27 protein-coding genes are annotated in these 21,423 nt (G+C 44.5%); 2 read left to right on the top strand and 25 right to left on the bottom strand.

The window, feature by feature from the left end:
- Positions 1–10 precede the first annotated feature (10 nt).
- A complete protein-coding gene (locus MHI15_RS25745; protein WP_139330203.1) occupies positions 11–436 on the bottom strand; it encodes a DUF4265 domain-containing protein in 426 nt (141 codons plus the stop codon).
- Between the two features lie 345 nt (positions 437–781).
- On the bottom strand, positions 782–1,639 hold the full coding sequence (locus MHI15_RS25750) for an SDR family oxidoreductase (RefSeq protein WP_076130339.1): 858 nt from the start codon (positions 1,637–1,639) through the stop codon (positions 782–784).
- 202 nt (positions 1,640–1,841) lie between these two features.
- On the opposite strand from MHI15_RS25750, the gene MHI15_RS25755 reads away from it, so the two are divergent.
- Positions 1,842–2,651 (top strand): hypothetical protein, encoded by an 810-nt coding sequence (locus MHI15_RS25755; RefSeq protein ID WP_341165044.1) that lies wholly within the window; start codon positions 1,842–1,844, stop codon positions 2,649–2,651.
- Positions 2,652–2,675: 24 nt separating this feature from the next.
- On the opposite strand, the gene MHI15_RS25760 is transcribed toward MHI15_RS25755, so the two are convergent.
- The 14 genes from MHI15_RS25760 to MHI15_RS25825 all read right to left on the bottom strand — a co-directional run bounded on the left by MHI15_RS25760 (position 2,676) and on the right by MHI15_RS25825 (position 10,188).
- The gene (locus MHI15_RS25760) at positions 2,676–3,467 is read right to left on the bottom strand and encodes a lipid II flippase Amj family protein (protein WP_036689792.1); all 792 of its coding nucleotides are present in this window, start codon (positions 3,465–3,467) and stop codon (positions 2,676–2,678) included.
- Positions 3,468–3,491: 24 nt separating this feature from the next.
- Positions 3,492–3,902 (bottom strand): ribosomal maturation YjgA family protein, encoded by a 411-nt coding sequence (locus tag MHI15_RS25765; RefSeq protein WP_076193850.1) that lies wholly within the window; start codon positions 3,900–3,902, stop codon positions 3,492–3,494.
- Between the two features lie 9 nt (positions 3,903–3,911).
- On the bottom strand, positions 3,912–4,337 hold the full coding sequence (locus MHI15_RS25770) for a hypothetical protein (protein WP_076277963.1): 426 nt from the start codon (positions 4,335–4,337) through the stop codon (positions 3,912–3,914).
- Complete coding sequence (locus MHI15_RS25775) at positions 4,334–4,921, bottom strand: histidine phosphatase family protein (RefSeq protein ID WP_076130342.1); 588 nt, start codon at positions 4,919–4,921, stop codon at positions 4,334–4,336. Before MHI15_RS25775 ends, MHI15_RS25770 begins: the two co-directional genes overlap by 4 nt.
- A 16-nt stretch (positions 4,922–4,937) precedes the next feature.
- Complete coding sequence (locus MHI15_RS25780; protein WP_076130372.1) at positions 4,938–5,411, bottom strand: NUDIX domain-containing protein; 474 nt, start codon at positions 5,409–5,411, stop codon at positions 4,938–4,940.
- 30 nt (positions 5,412–5,441) lie between these two features.
- The gene (locus tag MHI15_RS25785) at positions 5,442–5,891 is read right to left on the bottom strand and encodes a DUF4362 domain-containing protein (RefSeq protein WP_076303035.1); all 450 of its coding nucleotides are present in this window, start codon (positions 5,889–5,891) and stop codon (positions 5,442–5,444) included.
- Between the two features lie 168 nt (positions 5,892–6,059).
- Complete coding sequence (locus MHI15_RS25790) at positions 6,060–6,206, bottom strand: hypothetical protein (protein WP_155288116.1); 147 nt, start codon at positions 6,204–6,206, stop codon at positions 6,060–6,062.
- A gap of 49 nt (positions 6,207–6,255) precedes the next feature.
- A complete protein-coding gene (locus MHI15_RS25795) occupies positions 6,256–6,732 on the bottom strand; it encodes a DUF523 domain-containing protein (protein WP_341165045.1) in 477 nt (158 codons plus the stop codon).
- Positions 6,733–6,878: 146 nt separating this feature from the next.
- Positions 6,879–7,445, bottom strand: coding sequence for a putative ABC transporter permease (locus MHI15_RS25800; RefSeq protein WP_036689784.1), 567 nt, complete (start codon positions 7,443–7,445; stop codon positions 6,879–6,881).
- A gap of 164 nt (positions 7,446–7,609) precedes the next feature.
- Positions 7,610–7,789 carry a hypothetical protein gene (locus MHI15_RS25805; RefSeq protein WP_038570027.1) on the bottom strand — a complete coding sequence of 60 codons (180 nt, stop codon included), beginning with the start codon at positions 7,787–7,789 and terminating at the stop codon, positions 7,610–7,612.
- Between the two features lie 166 nt (positions 7,790–7,955).
- Positions 7,956–8,135: a hypothetical protein gene (locus MHI15_RS25810; protein WP_036689781.1), complete on the bottom strand. Its 180-nt coding sequence runs from the start codon at positions 8,133–8,135 to the stop codon at positions 7,956–7,958.
- Positions 8,136–8,229: 94 nt separating this feature from the next.
- The gene (locus MHI15_RS25815) at positions 8,230–8,916 is read right to left on the bottom strand and encodes an LrgB family protein (protein ID WP_076280892.1); all 687 of its coding nucleotides are present in this window, start codon (positions 8,914–8,916) and stop codon (positions 8,230–8,232) included.
- A complete protein-coding gene (locus tag MHI15_RS25820; protein ID WP_256716148.1) occupies positions 8,916–9,344 on the bottom strand; it encodes a CidA/LrgA family holin-like protein in 429 nt (142 codons plus the stop codon). Before MHI15_RS25820 ends, MHI15_RS25815 begins: the two co-directional genes overlap by 1 nt.
- A 169-nt stretch (positions 9,345–9,513) precedes the next feature.
- Positions 9,514–10,188 (bottom strand): NAD(P)H-dependent oxidoreductase, encoded by a 675-nt coding sequence (locus MHI15_RS25825; RefSeq protein WP_341165046.1) that lies wholly within the window; start codon positions 10,186–10,188, stop codon positions 9,514–9,516.
- A gap of 150 nt (positions 10,189–10,338) precedes the next feature.
- On the opposite strand from MHI15_RS25825, the gene MHI15_RS25830 reads away from it, so the two are divergent.
- On the top strand, positions 10,339–10,731 hold the full coding sequence (locus tag MHI15_RS25830) for a winged helix-turn-helix transcriptional regulator (RefSeq protein ID WP_341165047.1): 393 nt from the start codon (positions 10,339–10,341) through the stop codon (positions 10,729–10,731).
- A gap of 16 nt (positions 10,732–10,747) precedes the next feature.
- Here the strand turns inward: MHI15_RS25830 and MHI15_RS25835 are convergent, their stop codons facing one another.
- The 9 genes from MHI15_RS25835 to MHI15_RS25875 form a co-directional block, all read right to left on the bottom strand.
- Positions 10,748–11,125: a YkvA family protein gene (locus MHI15_RS25835; protein WP_081383451.1), complete on the bottom strand. Its 378-nt coding sequence runs from the start codon at positions 11,123–11,125 to the stop codon at positions 10,748–10,750.
- Positions 11,126–11,235: 110 nt separating this feature from the next.
- On the bottom strand, positions 11,236–11,874 hold the full coding sequence (locus tag MHI15_RS25840) for a Vat family streptogramin A O-acetyltransferase (RefSeq protein ID WP_076130349.1): 639 nt from the start codon (positions 11,872–11,874) through the stop codon (positions 11,236–11,238).
- Between the two features lie 154 nt (positions 11,875–12,028).
- A complete protein-coding gene (gene rhaA / locus MHI15_RS25845) occupies positions 12,029–13,303 on the bottom strand; it encodes an L-rhamnose isomerase (RefSeq protein ID WP_076280893.1) in 1,275 nt (424 codons plus the stop codon).
- Between the two features lie 696 nt (positions 13,304–13,999).
- Positions 14,000–15,490: a rhamnulokinase gene (rhaB, locus tag MHI15_RS25850; RefSeq protein WP_076193840.1), complete on the bottom strand. Its 1,491-nt coding sequence runs from the start codon at positions 15,488–15,490 to the stop codon at positions 14,000–14,002.
- A gap of 26 nt (positions 15,491–15,516) precedes the next feature.
- Positions 15,517–16,245, bottom strand: coding sequence for a LutC/YkgG family protein (locus MHI15_RS25855; protein WP_076130352.1), 729 nt, complete (start codon positions 16,243–16,245; stop codon positions 15,517–15,519).
- Entirely contained in the window at positions 16,238–17,791 is a 1,554-nt protein-coding gene (locus tag MHI15_RS25860) for a LutB/LldF family L-lactate oxidation iron-sulfur protein (protein ID WP_076130353.1), read from the bottom strand. Before MHI15_RS25860 ends, MHI15_RS25855 begins: the two co-directional genes overlap by 8 nt.
- The gene (locus tag MHI15_RS25865) at positions 17,788–18,516 is read right to left on the bottom strand and encodes a (Fe-S)-binding protein (RefSeq protein WP_076130354.1); all 729 of its coding nucleotides are present in this window, start codon (positions 18,514–18,516) and stop codon (positions 17,788–17,790) included. Before MHI15_RS25865 ends, MHI15_RS25860 begins: the two co-directional genes overlap by 4 nt.
- A gap of 26 nt (positions 18,517–18,542) precedes the next feature.
- On the bottom strand, positions 18,543–19,301 hold the full coding sequence (locus tag MHI15_RS25870) for a DeoR/GlpR family DNA-binding transcription regulator (protein WP_076130355.1): 759 nt from the start codon (positions 19,299–19,301) through the stop codon (positions 18,543–18,545).
- Between the two features lie 40 nt (positions 19,302–19,341).
- Positions 19,342–21,411, bottom strand: a complete 2,070-nt coding sequence (locus tag MHI15_RS25875) for a bifunctional aldolase/short-chain dehydrogenase (protein WP_076130356.1) — start codon at positions 21,409–21,411, stop codon at positions 19,342–19,344.
- Positions 21,412–21,423 lie beyond the last annotated feature (12 nt).

Genomic DNA, 21,423 nt, shown 5'->3' on the forward strand with positions numbered 1-21,423 from the left:
TCCTTAGTATTTAAATCTCGAACCGCTCAATAATTCGATTCATTTCCCCATCAACATCAATTGAAGTATTCTTAGGAATATGAATGACGAACAAACCGCCAAAGATCAACTCACATTTGCCTTCATTCTCTATAATTCTATGTTTAAAAGCTGCAATGGCCGTTGAATCAACAGCTTCTTTACTAAGCAGCCAAGCGTATCTTTTGAAAGGAGATTTCTGAACAGTCTCTTGGTAATAATAGACTCCATTTTCTTCCTTCACCTGTATAATATCTCCCATTGTAACAGCCGGATTAAAAATCGGTGTCTCTTCAATTCGAAATTTATCTTTGCCAAATGGAGTAACATCGAGGATTTCTATTTCACGGCCATCTGCGTTGAAGCAGATATGGATTCCGGACGATTCTAGCATCGGCACACCTCTATCCTTGTTCAATATCTAATCTTGTTCATTCTAAATAACACAAAACAAAGTAAATACATTAGACTCGTAATCCCGAACAACCTAAAGATTCCGGGTGTTAATAACATATATAAACTGTAGGGAAAACTCCAGACAAATGCAAGCAGCATTAGCCGACTTCTGTTTAAAAAGACACCTATAGCTAATAACCCCGCCGGTAATAACAACATAATTATACTAATCACAAGAGTGGAGCGATTCGTAATCTCAGCATAAGGATTGATGAATATAAAAATTAGCCATAAAAAAACGGTCATCAAACTGGACACATAACCTATTAGTTTAATGATTGTTAAATTTATGGATGACTCCATCCTATCACCTCAATTCTTTCGCAATAATTCTCTCCAGCCACTTCCATGGAAGCAGCGTTTTGCCTAAGATTAAGATTCGCGTACCTTTGCCGATAGGATAACGTAGCCGTGGTGCCTTCATTTCGGTAATACGACCGATAAGATTAGCTACTTGACTAGGGTCAGGCGCTGTCTCAGCAGTATGTTTGGAATATCGTAGCACAGCGTCAAGACGCGCTTTATACGGAGAATCCTCCTTACGTCGAATTTGCTCCATGCCTTTTCCCCATATCGGTGTTCGGAAAGAGCCCGGTTCAATTAATACCACCCTTATTCCATAAGGGGACATTTCATGACGCAGGCTTTCGCTGAAGCCTTCAACAGCAAATTTAGAAGCTGCATAAGGCGCATAACCTGGAAATCCGGATAATCCACTTACACTTCCCACATTAATAATCGTGCCGCTCTGCTGTTCTCGCATAATGGGCAGCACAGCTGTTGTCACAGCCACTAATCCAAAAAAGTTCGTCTCCATTTGCCGCCGCCATTCCTCCATAGATATTTCTTCTATGAAACCGCCAATGGCAAAACCTGCATTATTGACTAGAACATCAATTCTTCCAAATGTTTCGTGTACTGAAGATATTGCTGTCTCTATAGAATCGCTGTCAGTTACATCCATGGTCATTAAATGAAGCTGCTTTAAAATTCCTGCCTGTTCTGCCTGCTGCACCAGCTCGCCTTTACGACTTAAATCACGCATGGTTGCTATCACCTTAAACCCCTGTCCAGCTAATTTGAGCGCTGTCAGCAGTCCAAATCCACTGGAGGTTCCGGTAATCAGGGCCACACGATCGTGCCCATACTCTAGATGTGAACTCATATTTACTCCCCTTTGTATTTCACAATTACAAAAACAAGCACAAATGTTCTATTGTTCATTGACTATCCATTAATTTCAAGTTATAGTAAGAGCATCTTTTATATTTCTGTGCGGGAGAAGCACCTCGCAAGACAGGCGTCAATGCCTATCTTGGAGGTGCTTTTTTGCGTATATTAACTAATTCATTAAGGAGCTGAGAGGAATGTTTAAGCCAAAAAACACCGTCAGATGTAGAACGAACATTTTCAGAATTAGGGATTTAAAATGGATGGCTCAAGTAGTGCTGGTAGCAGCTTTCTTAACCTGTAACCTCACACTTGTGTCTGCTGCTACTGGCTGGGATTCCGCGCTGGATGACATTAACAGTCTTCATGGTAATTATACCGCGCTTCAAGCCACCCTCAAGACAGATAACTCAAAAATTCAGAAGTTACGCAAACAGAATAATGACGCTCTGAAATCTATTCGTACCGTCATACAGTCAACAGATCAAGCACTGTTAAGCCGCTTATCTTCAGAAGCTAGCTCAGTTCAGAAGAAACATGCTCCCCTTCTGGAACAATACAGCACACTCAGTAAACAGTCTACCGCATCCAAGAAAGCTAAAGACTTGAAAACAGTCACATTGCTGGACCTGAAGCGTAATAAACTAAAGGCTGCTGTAACCCTCGCCCGAGCCGAAATTAAGACAAAGACAACCGCTTTGGCAGCCGCTCGCAAGCAAACCGCTGCTAAGCTTAAACCCGTCAAAGATGCGTTGGCACCCATCACTGCTTTAAAGAAACAAATAACTGCCGAGAGTAAGAATCTCGCTGCCACGCAGAAAGTACGCGCGGAAGCTGACAAACAATATAAAGCAGCTGTTAAGCAAGGAGATGCAGTTAGAGCCGCCACAGAATTGAAATCATCCTATGAGCAAATGAAACGAATTCATTCCATGCAGCAGAATATTTACAGCTGGGAACAGAAGACTTCGCTAGCACTACGAGCAGCAGAATCTAAACTTCCCTAATGATTATGATTCGCCCCCACCGGCTCAAATCAGCTTCACTAACATACTAATTAATTGGGCTGCAGGCACAATTAGGAGCTGAGCAAATATAGTGCCTACAAATCGTGAACCCATCAATACCACATATATTTTTCCTAGCTGATCACGGTATTCTACATTTTCAGTAGCCTTATGGGTAATAAGACCAAGCTGTGGGTCGATAAATATGGTCAGCAGAATAGTCGCCATACCGTTAATCAGTCCGGAAGCTTGAGAAGCAGTCGTGCTATATTGAGGCATTAGATGAGCAGCGTACAAAGATGATATGACACCTACGGTGTAAAAGGCTGTCACAAAAACATTCATCACAATAAAACGTTTAGGAATCCCCAGGTATCTGAAGTTATATAGATTCACTTTTGGTTTTCTTATGTATTTTCTGGTGTTCTTTAGTTGCCCGATCGTCACACTGGTAAGCAGTTTTGGGATAGAACCTTCGATTTCAAGCTTAGAGATGATTCTCCCAAACAAGCCTACAAAGGTAGGGAACACAGCAATGGCAATTAAAGTCCCTAATGAAGAAGCCAATAATATAATTCTCAAGTAATTAAGAAGTGGAAAATCGGAATGTATTTTGGCATAATCTACGAATTTAGCCGTCAGTGGAGCTTGGATCATATTTGCAGTTCTTGAGACGAGAACAATAATGCCTGTGAGAGATAACGCAATGGCTATCTTGTTCAGCTTCACTCCGGCGTATCGTACCGAATACGATAAGGTTTCTGCCGTGTGAATAATCATCGTAAGCAAGCATACCACAATCAAACTATTTACCATTTAAAGGTTCCTCTCCAATAAACACTATTTATTATTTCGGTGCACCTTTTGGTGAAAGTATTGATCCAATCCATAACAAAGGGCAATGCCCACTAAATATCTAACAAGGTCGATCCACAGGAATCCTTTTCCGAGAATTAGACCACCCAATACTGTAGAACGGATGCTGTTGATCCACTCCGCTTGATACAGCTGGCTAAATTCTATGCCGAAGCTAAACACCAAACTCCATACAAAGGCGAGCCTTAGCTTTTGATTTACCAGTAGAACCCGAAACATAAAATAAACCATACTGCCCCAAAGCGCATCTCCGAAATGTCTAGATACAAACAAAGGCAGCTGATCCGTGAATACTCTAGTGCTTAACCCCAATACAATAACAACGAGGCAGATACAAATATAAAAAATTCTTTCTTTCAGATCATTGATCCTCATTTCCAACCTCTATCCAGCTTCTGACTTAAAATTGATGCTTGCGATAATACTAATCATTGCGATATAAAACGGATAAATAAACACGGCCCCTATTATGATCAGTCCTGTTACCGGTGCAGGTTTATCTGCAGGTTCTGTAATTGGGAACCAGGTTGCGAATAAACTAATGAACAGAATCAAATAGGGAAACCATAGGATCGTAGTGAAATACATGGATTTTTTTCCGCTCAAATATTTTTTTGTAAGCCAAATAAATACTATAGAAGATAATAAAAATAAAACAAGCTTGAAGATAAACAGCAAGGTATCTACTTTTCCCAGCTCCAAGCCGGAAATTCTGCTGATTCGATAAATATTCAATGGCAGCTCTATTACAACAAACAACATAAAGGCATAAAGTACGCTTAGTGCATTCAGCTTTATAAAATATTTCATCTGTTCAGCACTTCGGAGTCCCACAGCCGCTCCACATGGGTAAGCTCCAATTCTTCAAATTCCAGCTTATAAATATCCGGCTTGGACGTCTGTTCAAAGAACTCATATCCATACTTCTTATCGAAGTAATTCAGGATAATGGTCATGATATTCCCATGCGTACCTAATGCGATTTTTCCGCCTTTATGCTGTTGAATTAATTGCTTGATGACAGGAATTGCACGCTCTTGTGCTTCCTGGGTACTCTCTCCATCCGGCATTTTATATTGCTTGTCGTTGAACGATGTCCGAATGCCCTGCAGAAAATCATCTTCACTGATTTCAATCTCGACACTTCCGATTGCTCGTTCTCTGAGTTCTTCATACAGTTCAATCTCTTGGTTCGAAGCTTCTGCCAAATATTTAATTGTCTCTACGGCTCGTCTATATGGGCTGGATACAAAATATGTAATTTTCTCCTCCGCCAAAAGTTCTTTGATTCTATAAGCGTCTGCGTGTCCTTTTTCGGATAATCCCCGTTCCCGCTCGTTCCCTAATACAAAAGGTGACACTGCATGTCTAACCATATAAATGTATGTCTTCATGAGGCACTCCTCTCAGTCACTCAAATATCGTTGCAGTCTTCTCTCGGTCTTTTATAAAAATCTCTCTAGGATAAAGAATTGCAATCTCTGGCAGCTCGTTCTCTTTGAAAAATTTAAATTCTTCGATCTCCCCATCTATAGCTCTAAGCGTTCCTCTGATAATAGAGCACTCAAATACAATAACCGTATATTCTACCTGATCGCCATTACTATATTCGTATCTATATTTCGCTCCACCAAAAACACCTAAAATCGACGTAGGATGAACCATCAACCCTGTCTCTTCATATACCTCTCTGCGTAAGGTTCTTCCGGGACGCTCCCCTGGCTCAATCGCTCCCGCAGGCAATCCCCACAAAGATTCTCCTGGCTTGCGGATGAACAGAATCTCATCCTCTTTATTTCTTACTACTGCAGCTACGGAAGGCATCATTAATAATTCTGAGCCCACTTTCCCACGAATCCCTTGATAGTACTCAGACATCGGCATATTGATCATCCATCCTCTCCGTAAATGGGTTTATAATCTTTCTTTTAAAAAGCTGATCACGTTTATTTTCTCACCGTCTGGCTGAACATTACATTGAGATAACTCAACATTAAACCGCTCATCTGTCTCTATTAGTTCAATCGCTTGGCATACATATTCGATCTTCTTAGGACTACTACTCCATGCATCTCTTGTATCATCCTTTACCCAATGAAGCTCTTTACCATTAGAATAGAAATCATGAATTAACCGTCCACTATCCGTGGTGGGCTCAATCAACATCAGGTTATCTCCTTTACCTTCACTAAACCTTTGAACGGTTTCTTTCATCCTGTTTAAATCTTTTTGATCAAAATGTATTAAAATATCATCATGTTTAGACTCATCTGAGCCTGTCTCACCTAGATCGGCCGCCAACACGCCTACAAGCACAGCAATCATAAATAACTGCACAATGATTATCCATGTTCTAAATTTCATAGTTCCCCCTAATTTCTTTCCTTGGACTTCCCAAAAACCCACTATATGTATATTAGACATCACTATGAAGGAATCCTTTACATTTCACAATATGCATAGCCGTGGACAAAAAAAGCTTCCGAACTCAAAAAATGCTGAGCTCCGGAAGCAGTTACAATGAGGTGAGACTTAGTGTTTACCTTTTGTGCCAGCAAGCTGTACGATCATAATGACAAGAACGAGCAAAGCAATGAGCTGATCAATACTCATCTGCGTCCGCCTCCTATCCCAAATGAAGGATGGCTCATCGGACGGCATTTCCTCTCCCAAGGACACTGCTTCGTTCCCCTTATACACACTATGTATCCTACAGCCTATTTATTACTTAAAGAATGCCCTGCCCGTCCGTACGTGCGAGTTCCTGCTCGACTTCATCCAGCTGATCTTCGCCAAATACTTTAAACCCATTTTTCCTCAACAGCTCCGTAGTGGTGCCCTCTCCCGGTGCTTTCGTATCCTTAAAGGTTCCATCATAAATATACAGGCTTCCGCATGAAGGACTGTCTTGTTTTAAAATAGCTAATGCAACCTGATGCTCCCTAGCCAGCTTTAGTGTGGCTTGAGCCCCCTTCATAAATGGCTCCGTAACATCGACGCCTACCCCCGTCACTACCCGATCTCCTTGCCGCTGTGCGTCAGGACGAGGGGTTGGCAAACCTCCCACTACCTCTGGACAAATATGGACAAAACGCCCTTCCTCATACCACTTTAGGAATCGGGCATCGAGACACGGAACATCGCCATTATCATAACGTACTTTATGCCCTAACAGGCATGCGCTCACTAGAATCTTCCCTGTCATCGTTATCGCCACCAGTCCGTCTAGTATTTAATATATTGCTATATTATTTATGACTAGAAACGGATATGCAATATCGAAATGCCTGTCCACGAAATGTTTGTGCTTGATACACAAAAGAAGACTCGTAGTACACATATAGAAAACCATTATTTCTGATATTGAGGGGTTTTCTCCATCCGATACCGGCTCCAGCAGGTCCATAATAAATCCGCCATAAAGTAGAACCCCACGATCGGAAGCACGAATTTCCAAATAGGCTGAACACCCGAATATAAAAGCTCCATAAGCGGCTGAATTACATACACACTAGCTACTGAAAGCCCCCACCAATATAGAGAAAAACGCAGGCAAATATGCCCTTGCAGTTGATAAGACATTCCTGAGTAATCCCACCATTGCTTATGGAATACCGTTTTTAACAGCCAACCGCTTATAAATTCCACAGCAGAAGGAATGATTAGCGCAAGAAATAGGAAAAGCGGAAGTGGCAGCGTCAAATCTCTAGCAATCAATAGCAATAGTGGAGCAAAGCCGTACATCGGCTTAAATGGACCTTTTAGAAATCCTTCTTTGCGAAAGCTTCCATTACTGTATAGATTATAGGTCCCTTCCAATACCCAACCTAAAAAGGAATAGACCATAAAATAAAAAAAGTATTGGCCCACCACAGTAACTGCTATATCTCCACTTAACGAAAATATAGGAATAATCATGACCTAATCTCGCCTCCCGTTGTCATTATTTTCTTAGTTGTCCATCCGGCCCTATTATGTCTTGATCGTTCTGGAAATATGCGCACAAAAAAAGACATAACCCAAAAGGTTATGCCTCCATTCCAGAATTCCAGGAGTAAAAGTCTCCCACTTGTTACCTCTAATTATTTATGCTCTTCTTCATGAGGTGTCGTCAGCAACTGATCGTCGTTTTGTTTCTTCAGTGCATCCATCTTAAGCTCACTGCGTACGCCAAAGTTTGAACCGTACTTTTTCTCAAAGTTTCCTGCGAGAGCCTCACCACGTTTTTGCCGGTAACGGCTGTTCTCATTCCGACTACGCATTCCATTTCCTCCCTGTTGGCAAAGATCTGTGAAATTTGCGAAAAGCTAAGACGAACTTGGAGAAAACACTCTGATGAGGTTGTACTTTTATTTATTATACAATACTTACTATATTCATCAACAAAAACAGACTGTCCCCTAAAGGACAGCCTGTCTTCCGAATCATTTACTCCAAATTATCGGGAAGCGGATCTGGGTGTGAGGATTCAGCAGGTTTGGCTACCCACTCATCTGCCTCTGGCTCGATGTCTACACCGTTCTCCATCTTCTTAATTTCAGCTAATGAATCGCCTTCTTTATTTTCCTTGTTGCGGATTTCCGCTTCATCTTGTGTGTGATCGGACATGTGAAATCCTCCTCAGGTGCTTTGCTTTTTTTGTTCCTTAGTTATAGTTACCCGATGGAGTGTTTTGCAAACATAGTCCAATTAAAAGAATAATTTAAGGGTACATCATCCACGCTACAAGTGGGCCGATACAAGAGCCAACTATGGCGCAAACAGTCATCGCAACCGAGCTCATCGAAACGGATTGTTCACCATATTCCAAGGCCTTTGCTGTTCCTAGAGCATGAGAAGCGGTTCCTAGACCAATTCCGATTCCAACCTCACTACGAATTCTAAACAGTTTGATGATAAAAGGTCCGCCAATCGCACCTGTAAATCCAGCAATCATAACAAATACAGAGGTTAAAGAAGAGTCCCCACCTAAGCTGTTCGAGATCTGTATCGCTACAGGTGTAGTGATCGATTTAGGTAATAAAGATAAAACATATAATTTAGAGAAGCCTAGACCTGCCGCCAAAAGCAGTCCACTAAACATCCCTATAAGCAGACCTACAATGGCTCCGCCCAGAATTGCCGGGAGATTCTCAATCAACACATTACGTTGTTTATATAATGGGTAGGCTAACGATACTACAGCAGGACCGAGCAGCTGATTAATCCATTTGCCGCCTATCATATATGTATCATACGGAATATGAAAATATAGTAGTAAAGTTACAACAATCACTGTTGCTGTAAGCGCGGGAATAAGTACAGGAATACGAAATCGTCTATATACTACTGACATCATCAAATAAATAGCTACGTTAAGCAGTACAATACCTGTTGCGATAAAAAACATTATATTTCCTTCCCCTTTTCGCTTAGTCTCTTGCCGCTCCATCCCGCTTTCAGCTTGTTGTTTACGCTAGTAAGCCATTGGCTAGAATGTGCAGCTGCGGCAATCGTGAGAACACTGCTAACGATAAGGATTAGGATTAATAGTAAACCTCTACCACTAAAGATATCCATATGATTCACGATCCCAGCTGTCGCTGGAATAAAAAATAACGGAAGATAAGCTAATATCGTTGTAGCACCCTCTTCAATCCACTTCACAGGCACGACCCTGAATAGCAATAGAACAAAAAGTAACAGTAATCCTACGATACTCCCGGAAACGGGGAGATGCAGTTGCTTTTGCAGATAGTCCCCAGCCAAGTAGAACAAATATAGCAGGAACACTTGGATAATAATGCGAATGATTTTCATGATGCAGGATCCCTTCATTATTAAGTTAAAGCGATAGCGCTAATATGGAGTCACCTTCATAAGGGTATCAGAGTTTTCATGAAACTTTCAATTACTTTTTGAATCTTATAAGAAATATCGCAAAAAAACCTGCAAAATCCCCAGAATACAGAGACTTTACAGGCTCAAAGATTAAGATTCAATTTCGTTAAACCCACTGAATTACTTGCTCTGCACCTTGACGCGTCTTACCACGTGGTTCGTTCAGGCGATATCCGAAAGCTGCCATACAGGAGATTCCAAAATGCTCAGCGTCCAAAATCCCTTCTTCTTCCAGAATCTGCTCAACCTTAGCTTTATCAAAACCTTCCATTGGGCAGGAGTCGATCCCGATTAACGCAGCTGAAGTCAGCATATTCCCAAGCGCCAGATAAGTCTGCCGGCAGGTCCATTCGAACATTGCCCGCTCATTCTCCATCAGTCCGAAATCAATCTTCAAGAACTTATCAAAAACTTTACGTTTTCCTTCCATTCCTTGCGGAGGCAACTCCTGCACATTCTCCATGATCCCTTTAATATAATCGGAGTCAGCAGCCATATCTTTAGGAAGACGTGAGAGAATAAGCACAAAATGACTTGCGGTTGCCAATTGCTTTTGTGCGCCCCAGGCATAAGGACGTAATTTTTCACGTACTTCCGGACTTTGTACTACCACAAAACGCCAAGGCTCGAATCCGAATGAACTTGGTGACAATCGTCCAGTTTCCAGAATAAATTGAAAGTCCGATTCACTAATTTTTTTATGGCTATCGAATTCTTTAGTTGCATGTCTGAACTGATATGCAGACAGGATTTCATTCTTGTTTAACGATAAAGTATCCATGAGTAACACTCCCTTTACTTGATTAGCATCGACGAGCATTTGACTGTTTGCCGATCACATGCTTAATATTAGTGTATATATCACTTCTTTAAAAGTACGCACAATAATGTTATGTAGTATACAAAATGATACCATGGGAGTTGAACAGCTATGCGTGACCGAAAAGGTGGCTTTGGAAATTTCCCAGAAAGCAACAAAGAAGCTTGCCCTGTAGAATTTACACTGGACGTTATAGGAGGCAAATGGAAAGGAATTCTCATCTATCACTTGATTGATGGCACGAAACGTTTTAACGAATTCCGCCGGATCTGCCCGGGCATTACCCAACGCATGCTGACCCTGCAACTAAGAGAGTTGGAAGAGGATGGGGTTGTACACCGTGAGGTCTACCATCAGGTTCCCCCAAAAGTCGAGTACTCTTTAACTGAATTCGGCAAGACACTGATTCCTATTATTAAACTCATGAAAGATTGGGGCGAGGTGTACAAAACAAAACAGCTTTCCGTAGAAAGCTGTCCTGAAGGTACAGATATTACGGTGTAGCTCAATGCTGCACCTTTTATTTTTCCCCATTAAAAAACGCTGCAGCTTTTTCCTTATGTTCGTTGGTTACCTGACCGGATATCGCTTTAATGCCTGCTGCGATAATCGCTGCATCATCTGTAAATCCAAGACCTAGAATCGCATCGGGTATAGCATCTATAGGAGAAATAAAATAAGCCAATGCACCGAAAGCAATTCCTTTCGCCCATAAAGGTGTTTTAGCGTCGACGGCACAATAATACATCGCGATAGCATCTTTAGTAAATGGAATTTTGCCTGCAAACTTTTTAGTTTTCGTCCAAAAATTTTGCGTTACCATTTCCTCATTTTCTTTGCTATATGGAAATTCCTCTGCAGTGAGCTCCATGCTATTCTTGACCTTATCTTTCTTCATTGCCGGTTCCCTCCGAAAGGTTCATATGACGTACATACCTAAAGTATTCCCTCAATTGAGGTTTATATCTTTAAGATAAACTAAAGTCCGTATCCTGAACCTACTTACGATTAATTGATCGCTTTGATTTTCGTTAAATCGCTGCTGCATAACACTTCAAGATTCTTAAAGATTCGCTCAGCATCCCAATCCCACCACTTCAGCGCTTCAAGATATTCGATCATTTCATCATCAAAACGTTGTCTGATCACTTTGCAGGGATTTCCTCCAGCTACACTATACGCCGGAATATCCTTTACAACTGTAGAATTGGCTGCGATAACTGCTCCGTTTCCAATATGCACACCTGGCATAACCGTAACATTTTGTCCAATCCAAACATCGTTTCCGATGACTGTATCACCTTTTAGCGGCAGATCTTTTAAATCCGGGACCGCCTGTTCCCAGCCATGGGCCATGATATTAAACGGATAGGTCGAAACCGAATTCATCCGGTGGTTGGCACCATTCATGACAAATTCAATGCCTTTGGCAATCGCGCAGAATTTTCCAATAATAAGCTTATCGCCAATAAAATCATAATGATGAGTCACACGTTCCTCAAACTTCTCTGCACCGTTTATATCATCATAATAGGTATAATCGCCAACAATGATATTGTCTCTTGTAATCGCATTTTTTATATAGCAGATACTTTTAATTTGTTCATTGGGATAGAGCGTATTCGGGTTCGGTCCATATTGTTTCATAGTTTGCGCCTCGCTCTCTTTTGGATAAAACATAGCAGAGATCAGAGCTGAATTCAAATCATGTACGATTCATAAACATAAAAAAGCGGCTACCTGCCGGTAACCGCCTATCTTTTATCTACTTATATTGTTAAAGCTCGTTCTACTTCTACCTCTATCTTTTCGATAAAACCTCAGCCTCATACTGTTTTACTTCATTTAGCCAGCTTTCCCGGACCGGTACGCCATTCTTCGCACAATAATAATCCCAAATGGCTCCAAACGGATACGATTTAAATTCCTCGACCAAGGCAAGTCTTGAAGTGTAATCTCCATCCAGCTCAATTTGCTTCAATTGCTCGATTGGCTCCAGCATAGCACGAAGCAAAGCTTTTAATGTATTTCGTGTTCCGATCACCCAAGCAGCAACATGATTAATGCTTCCGTCAAAAAAATCTAATCCAATATGCGTTCTGCCCAGAAACTGACCACGAACCAGTTCACGGGCAATCTCGAGCAGCTCATCGTCCATAGTAACCACATGATCACTATCCCAGCGTACTGGACGGCTAACATGCAGCAGCAATTGATCACCAAACAGCAGCCAGGAAGACAGCTTATTCGAAATCGTCTCGGTTGGATGGAAATGCCCAGCATCGAAGCACACCGCCTTACCCCGGCTTAGCGCATAACCCATATAGAATTCATGTGAGCCAACCACGTAACTTTCCGAACCAATACCAAACAGCTTACTTTCTACAGCATCAATGTTATATTGCTGATCGATTTCCTCGCTGAAGATTTCATCGAGTGACTGCTGAAGCCGTACCCTTGGTGACAAGCGGTCGATCGGCGTATCTTTATAACCATCTGGAACCCAAAAATTAGTGACACAAGGCTGACCTAATGCTTGACCAAAGGACTCGGCGATTCGACGTGAGGCCTTGCAATGAGCGATCCAGAAGTTGCGGATCTCAGGATCTGGGTGACTCAGTGTGAAGCCATCATTTGCTTTTTCATGAGAAAAACAGGTAGGATTGAAATCCAATCCGAGTCCCTGCTCTTTGGCCCAGCTCACCCAGCGCTCAAAATGCTTAGGCTCTAACGCGTCGAGATCTACAGTCTCTTCTGTATCCGCATAAATAGCATGTAAATTTATTTTATGTTGCCCTGGGATGAGTGCTAGAGCCTGTTCCAAATCCCGGCGCAGCTCCTCCGGATTCCCGGCCCGCCCCGGGTAACTTCCGGTGACTGCGATCCCGCCGCTCAGTTCTTTTTCCTTATTCAAAAAACCCTTCACATCATCCCCTTGCCAACAATGCAAAGAAATCTTAATTTCCGCTAGCTGCTCCAACACCTTATCTACTTCGATCCCATGCTGTGCGTAAAGCTTTTTCGCTTCATTGTAGCTGTTCTGAATGCTCTGTAAGCTCTCTTTACTCTGCTCCATGTTTGAGCCTCCTGATTTTTAACTTAGTGTGTTTTAGATGAGGCATTTCTGCCTCTCTTTAGCTCGTTTTCCGCGTACTCCGCTCAAAGAGAGGCACTTTTGCCTCTCTTTAGCTCGTTTTCCGCGTATTGCGCTCGATGAGAGGCACTTTTGCCTCTCTTTGGCTCGTTTTCCGCGTATCGCGCTCGATGAGAGGCACTTTTGCCTCTCTTTAGCTCGTTTTCCGCGTATCGCGCTCGATGAGAGGCACTTTTGCCTCTCTTTGGCTCGTTCAGCGTATCGCGCTCGATGAGAGGCACTTTTGCCTCTCTTTAGCTCACTTTCCGCGTATCGCGCTCGATGAGAGGCATTTTTGCCTCTCTTTAGCTCGCTTTCCGCGTATTGCGCTCGATGAGAGGCACTTTTGCCTCTCTTTAGCTCGCGTTCCGCGTATCACGCTCGATGAGAGGCACTTTTGCCTCTCTTTAGCTCGCGTTCCGCGTATCGCGCTCGATGAGAGGCACTTTTGCCTCTCTTTAGCTTGCGTTCCGCGTATCGCACTCGATGAGAGGCATTTTTGCCTCTCTTTAGCTCGCGTTCCGCGTATCGCACTCGATGAGAGGCATTTATGCCTCTCTTTATCTCGTTTTCCGCGTATCGCGCTCGATGAGAGGCACTTTTGCCTCTCTTTAGCTCGTTTTCCACTAAACTTAGCTACTAATTAACGACCTGCAGCCGGGCGAACTGTGCCAAAGCCGCTTTTTTGGTCGTGGGGTCCATCCCCTTCGGTATATAAGATGTTACTTGGAATGAACGACTTATAATTTCTCTCGCCTCTTGAAGATCAGTTACAGCACCTGTGCTGATCATCTGCACCACCAGATTGCCTAAAGCCGTAGATTCTGTTGGTCCGGCGTGAATTTCCATCTCCAGCAGATCTGCCGTAATCTGGCACAACAGACCGTTATTCGCACCTCCGCCAACGATATGCAACCTCTCTAAGTTGTCACCCGTCAATTGCTGGAGATCCTGAATGTAGAAATAATAAGATAAAGCAAGACTATCAAATACACATCGAGCCATTTCCCCAGGTGTTTGAGGGACCAACTGTCCTGCTTCCACACAATAGCTGCGGATCTCGTCAATCATGCTCTGTGGATTCATGAAGCGTTCATCATTGCAATAAATGATCGATCTAAAAGGGATTTCTTGTGCTGCCAGCTCTACCAGCTCGCCGAAGCTGTATTGTCCGCCGTACTCCTCACGAACCTTTTGAATCAACCACATGCCCATAATGTTTTTAAGAAACCGGAATGATCCGTAGGCTCCCCATTCATTCGTATAGTTGCGTAACATTGCCTCTGGACTTGTGATGGCTGAACTCCGTTCCACCCCGATGAGTGACCAAGTACCACTACTGAGAAATCCCCATTTCTCGCTGTTTGCCGGAACCCCTAGTACAGCTGATGCTGTATCATGAGAGGCTACTGCTATGAACTCGCAATCTGGAAGATCGCCGCGAGCCGCCAAGTCCTCCGTCAACCTCCCAACGGGTTCCCCAGGTTCTGTTAAGGGAGGGAATTGCTCTTTTGAAAGACCAAGCACCGACAGAAGATCCTCATCGTAATCACGAGTGTGAAGATTCAGCATCCCAGAGGTGGAACCTATCGTCACTTCACTAATCTTGCGACCCGTAAGCCGATAATAAAGATAATCAGGGACCAGCAGGATGGAATGTGCTGCTTCCAGCTCCGCCTGATCATGCACAAACAGTTGATACAACGTATTTATCGGGAGATATTGTATCCCCACTTTTCCGTAAACGCTTTCAGTTGAGATGTTACGATGCAGCCTCTCTATCGCTCCATCCGTTCGGGAGTCACGATAAGAAAAAACCTCATGGATCCGCGCCCCCTCCTGATCGAGAAGTACATAATCGACACCCCAAGTATCGATGCCCACGGTGCAGCGCTCGATCCCTCTAGCCTTGGCCTGCTGTAAGCCCTTGACGATTTCAGCAACTAAATAATCTATATCCCAATATAGATTACCATTTTGTTCAGCGAATCCATTACTGAAGCGATGAATTTCTTCTATAGACAGGGTTCCTCCCGGCTGCTGCAAGGTTCCACAGACCACTCTCCCACTAGAGGCTCCGATATCAACAGCAATATGATTCTGATTTTGATTATGAGCTTGTGTATTCATCCCTATACAACACTCCTTATCTCCTATCAGCCTACTAGCAAAGCGAATACGATTCCTGGACCATGCACACCTATCGTCAGATCATTCTCAATATCCGCTGAACGGCTAGGTCCTGAGATAAAATGGATGCCCGCCGGCAGCCCCGATGGCCCAGCTTCATCAAAATCAATAAGCACCTCACCGAGACGAGTCTTCAGCCGCTCCAATGGAACGATGGCAATTAATGCGGTAGGTAATAAGCTGACTGAACGGCCTTTATTCTCAGAGGACAGCACAGTAATGGAGCCTGTATAGGCAACTGCATAATCCGCAATCACAATTCCAATATCAGCCTCGGCCGCCCTAGCTTTCCATGCCTCCTGATCATCTGTATTCCAGACAGACACCCGTGTATCTGTGAGTTCCTCCTCTAGTCGAAGTGCTGCTAGCTCGGTGACATTTTGCCGGAGAATATACCGTGCGAGCATCTCATTGACTTTGCTGACGATGAAAGCTTTGGCTTCATCCATATCCTTCACACGAAATACATGGCCACCGGCGCTTTGAAAATTCGCCGTAAATTGTTCAATCCTTTCCTCCGGACTCCACTTGAATTGCTGCCAGTACTGCGGTGCGCCGCGAAAAGGGTGTGCGGGAGCTTCAGTAATTCTCGGCCGCTTCAGGCGGCGAGCGATATCATTCATGAATCCCTGCTGCTTTTCACGTGAATCCTGCTCCATACGTTCCAACCAGTTACTGTGCGTCTCTTCAGTCATGCCCGGCCTCTCCTTCCAGCTCTTCCCGCTTCCGCTTCGCTAGTAAATCTTCCATTCGCTTCTGTATCGCCGGGTCCATTTCGCGACTGTTCTTGTCTAGCTCCTGTTGCAGCCCCTTCCAGCTCTCACGGAAGGATTGATCTGCCAGCTTCGGGGCGATCCGATAATTGTTCCAGCCTTTCAGCGGCCCCAGTTTCGACGGAATTCCTCCGTCTCGCACGAGCAGCTTTTGCCCGATTCTACCTACCTTCATCACATTACTAAATCGCTGTGACTTCGCCATAATCGCCCCAAAACCCTTCATGCCGAGACCTTCTGCCTTATCCCCATAACCACGTTCAACCTTCCGCCGCCGTAAATAGATGAGCATATCATGCAGAGGAATTTTGACCGGACAGGCTTCATAACATGCTCCGCATAGGCTAGAGGCTGAGGCGATGTCATCCCATTGATCTACATTTTTATTCAGCGCCGGGGTCAACACTGCTCCTATAGGTCCGCTATACGTTCCCCCATATGCATGACCGCCAATATGACGGTAGACAGGACAAGCATTCAGACAAGCTCCACAGCGGATGCAATTCAGCAGCTCCTGAAACTCAGGATCGCCTAGCTGCTCAGATCGGCCATTATCAAGAATAATAATATGCTGCTCTTCCGGCCCATCACCATCGTTGGTTCTGCGGGGACCCGAAATACCCGACATATATACCGTTAACTTCTGTCCTGTTGCCGAACGAGGCAATAATGTAGCCATCACTTCAAGATCACTCCACGAAGGAATAATCCGCTCCATCCCCATCAGGGTAATTTGTGTTTTCGGTAAAGTGGTGACCATACGAGCGTTGCCTTCATTCTCGAACAGCACCATCGAACCCGTCTCTGCAATAGCAAAGTTACAGCCAGTCATTCCGATATCCGCATCAAGGAACTTCTCTCTCAGCTTTCGCCGTACAAATCCAGCAAGAATAGTAGTTTCAGGCAAAAGCTCCTCCCCTGCCTCTTTGGACAACAGCTCGGCAATCTGGTAGCGGTTCTTATGAATCGCCGGAATAATGATATGTGACGGGGTTTCCCCGGCAAGCTGGATAATATACTCCCCCAGATCCGTCTCTATGGTCTCCACACCAATGGATTCCAGCGCCTTATTTAAATGCAGCTCCTCAGTAACCATTGATTTGGATTTGACCACAGAAGCTGCCTGTTTTCGCTGCGCGATTTCAAGGGCAATCTTCACAGCCTCTTCACCCGTTGCTGCAAAATGAATATGTGTGCCGTTTGCTCTTGCCTTGTCAGCAAAAAGGTTCAAATAGTAATCAAGATGGGCGATCGTGTGTAGACGGATTTGCCGCCCACGTTCACGCCACTCTTCCCAGTGGCCATGATCGTTAGCCGCTTTTTGTTTTCCATCACGCAGTCTCTCCGTGGTAAAACGAACAGCCTTGCGTAAAAAGTCATTATTCAGTGCCAAGTCTGCACGCTCTTTTACTGTTGCTGGCTTCCCGTTCTCTGATTTCTCCGTTAGATTGGTGGTGGTTTGACTCATTTATCAGTCACCCCCTCATACAGCAGTTCTGCTAAATGCATAACTCGAACGGGTTCGCGGCGGTAACGCAGATTCCCGGCAATATTCATCAGACAACCCATATCCAGACCCGTTAGGATTTCTGCTTCCGTCTCCAGCACATGATCTGATTTCTCAGTGACCATCGCCCCGGAGATATCAGACATTTTCACGGCAAAGGTTCCACCAAACCCACAGCAGTCCTCAGCAAAAGGCAGTGGTACCAGCTCCATCGCCTTCACATTTTGCATAAGCTGCATTGGTTCGTCGCGAATCCCTAGAATCCTTGTGCCATGACAGGAAGGATGATAGGTAACCTTATGCGGAAACACTGCTCCTAGATCAGTTACGCCAAGCACCTGCACCATAAACTGGCTGAATTCATAGGATTTGCGTTGCAAATTCTGCGCCTTGACCAGATTAACCGGATCTTCCTGAAACAGCTTAGGGTAATGATGAAGCATCCCCGTACAGGATCCGGAAGGTGCAATGACAAAATCACTGTCATCGAAGGCCTGCAGAATCGTAAGTGCAGCTTGCCGCGCTTCATTCCAATATCCACTGTTGTACGCAGGCTGTCCGCAGCAGGTCTGCACCTCCGGGAACTCCAGCTGTACGCCATATCTGGCCAGCAGACGAGCCATGGCTTCCCCGACCTTCGGGAACACGGCATCGCTGACGCAAGTTATAAACATCGATACCTTCATGCCTTCACCTCCTGCACAACTATTTACTACACCGTCGTTATTGCGATGTTCAGTTTCTGCAACTGCTTCATTTGTTCTTCAACAGGGCTGTAATCCGTTATTAGAACATCCACATCACTAGGAGCCGCAAAATGTGTGAACGCTTGAATTCCGAATTTACTGGAATCGCATAATAAGATCACTTGCTCCGCTATAGAAATCATCTTTCGTTTCACCATAGCTTGCAGCTCATTTGATTCACTAGCGCCACGTTCGAGATGAAATCCTTTGCAGGAAAAAAACATTTTATCCACGTGATACAATTCAAGCGAACGTTCTGCTAAATGACCCACATAGGACATTGATCTGCGGCTCAGTTGCCCGCCTGTAGAAAAGACCTCGATCCGCTCCTTCCCGCTTAACTCTGCTGCCACTCTAGTAGAATTGGTCAACACAGTGAGCGGCATATCCGGCAAATGCGAAGCCATATACCAAGCCGTTGTACTGGCATCCAGTAAAATCCGATCGCCCGGCTTAATCATCATTACCGCCTCACGGGCAATCCGCTGTTTCTCCGCTGCATTCATGATTTCTCGTTCGGCATAAGGAGTCTCCGGTTGCCGGTCACGCAGGCTAACTGCTCCGCCATGCGAACGCAGCAGCCGAGACGCTTTTTCCAATCGATCCAGATCGCGGCGAATGGTTTCTTCCGTCACTTGGCATAATGTACTCAATTCTGAGACACGGATGCTGCCGCGTTCATTCACTAGTTCTACGATTCGTTCATATCTGTCTGCAATCAGCATGATTTCCCTCCGTTATCCCTATCTATATTCAAGCTACCTCTTATCTAGTAAAAGCTGCTGGCACTCCACCATCGATTGTCAGCATACAACCCGTAGTTTTCTCTGACTTGGAAGAAGCAAAAAAAGCAACGCCTTCGGCAATATCACGTGGATAAATATTAACTAGCAGCGTCGTGCGTTTACGGTAATGCTCCTCTAATTGATCCGGCTCAATCCCGTAAGCAGCCGCCCGTTCATTACGCCAGTTCGAATTCCAGATGGCAGATCCTTGTAGAATTGCATCGGGCAGAATCGTATTGGCACGGATGCCAAACTCTCCACCTTCAGCTGCTATGCAGCGGGCCAGATGGGCTTCGAGCGCCTTGGCAGAACTGTAAGCCGAGACGCTTTTACCTGCAAAAATAGAATTTTTGGAGCCGATGAATACCATGCTGCCTCCGATTTTTTGCTCCTTCATCACTTTAAAAGCTTCGCGTGCAACGAGAAAATATCCTGTGCCCAGCACAGAAATATTCAAATTCCACTCTTTCAATGAAGTCTCATCAAACGGACTGGAGGTTGCAAGCCCAGCATTATTAACAATAATATCGACCCCGCCATAAAAAAGGGCTGTCTCCGCATAAGCTGCGGTTACCTGCTCTTCCTGAGTTACGTCCATTTTAACGGCGAATGCACGATTTTCACCATACTTAGCGTTAATCTCTTCCGCTACTTTTTGTGCACCCTCCAGATTGAGATCTGCCAATACAACATGCGCTCCTTCTGATACTAAACGACGAGCCGTCTCACTCCCAATTCCCCCGGCACCACCTGTAATAAAGGCAACTTTACGGGAGAACTCCGCTTCTCCCGGAGCCAAGGATAATTTATATAATTCCAGGGGCCAATATTCCACATTGTACGATTCATTCTCACTAAGAGAGACGAAATCTCCCAGCGCAGTAGCTCCGCGCATAACAGCAATCGCCCGGTGATACAAGGCTCCGCTGATCTTAGAATTGCTCCAGCTTTTACCTGTGTTGATCATGCCCACGCCAGGGATCAGGATCACACGTGGCGCAGCCTCGAACATTACATCGCCTTCATGTTTATTACGGTCGAAGTACGCTTTGTACTGCTCCTTATAAGCGCTAATCGCTTCGCTCAGCTTCGCCTTCAAGCCATCGATATCATTGGTATTTGGCTCCCACGCAACAAAAAGCGGCTTCATTTTGGTATGTACCAAATGATCTGGACAAGCTGCGCCTACACCGGATAACTTCTCCGAGTGAGCCCCTCCTACAAAACGCAGCACATCCTCCGCATCGTCGAAGGTCAAAATCATTTTACGCTCATCGCTGACGGCGCCTCTGATCAGTGGCATCACTGCCGCCGCTACAGCCCGCCGCTCTGCTTCCGGAAGTGCTTCCGATTTGCGGCCGCCAAATAGGTTCTGATCTTCAATTCTTTCTTCAATATAACTTTCCGCTTCGTTAATTATGGAGATTGTTTTGGCATAACAAGATTCAGGTGTATCCCCCCAAGTCACGAGACCGTGTTTCTCCATCAGCACTAATTCAGCTTTCGGGTTTGCGAGCACACCTTCGGCAATCATTTTGGATAAAGTGAAGCCTGGACGGATGTATGGAACCCATACGAAACGATCCCCATAAATCTCACGGGCAATTTCCTTACCGTTATGAGCGCAGCATAAACTGATAATGGCATCTGGATGCGTATGATCCACATGCTTGAAAGGTAAAAATGCATGCAGCAACGTCTCGATAGAAGCACGCGGATGTTTAGGATCAATCATACAATTTGCGAGATAAGCTACCATCTCTTCATCTGGCATTTCATCACGTTCAAATAACGGGGCAATATCCTGAAGCCTTAGTCCGGTAAAGTTGCCTGCTTTCATCGTAGCAAGGTCAGAGCCGCTGCCCTTTACCCACATTACTTCTACCTCACGCCCGCGAAAATCCAATTCTATCGTTTTGCTGGAGGTATTCCCTCCGCCAAAGTTACAGACTCTGCGATCTTCGCCCAGCAGATTAGAGCGGAACACTAATGCATCCAATCCCCCGTTTAATTTCGTTTTCCGAGATGAATCCCATAAGTTTTGTACCATTTGTGAATACCT

This window comes from Paenibacillus sp. FSL H7-0918 (assembly GCF_038007025.1).
Lineage (GTDB): Bacteria > Bacillota > Bacilli > Paenibacillales > Paenibacillaceae > Paenibacillus_AQ > Paenibacillus_AQ odorifer.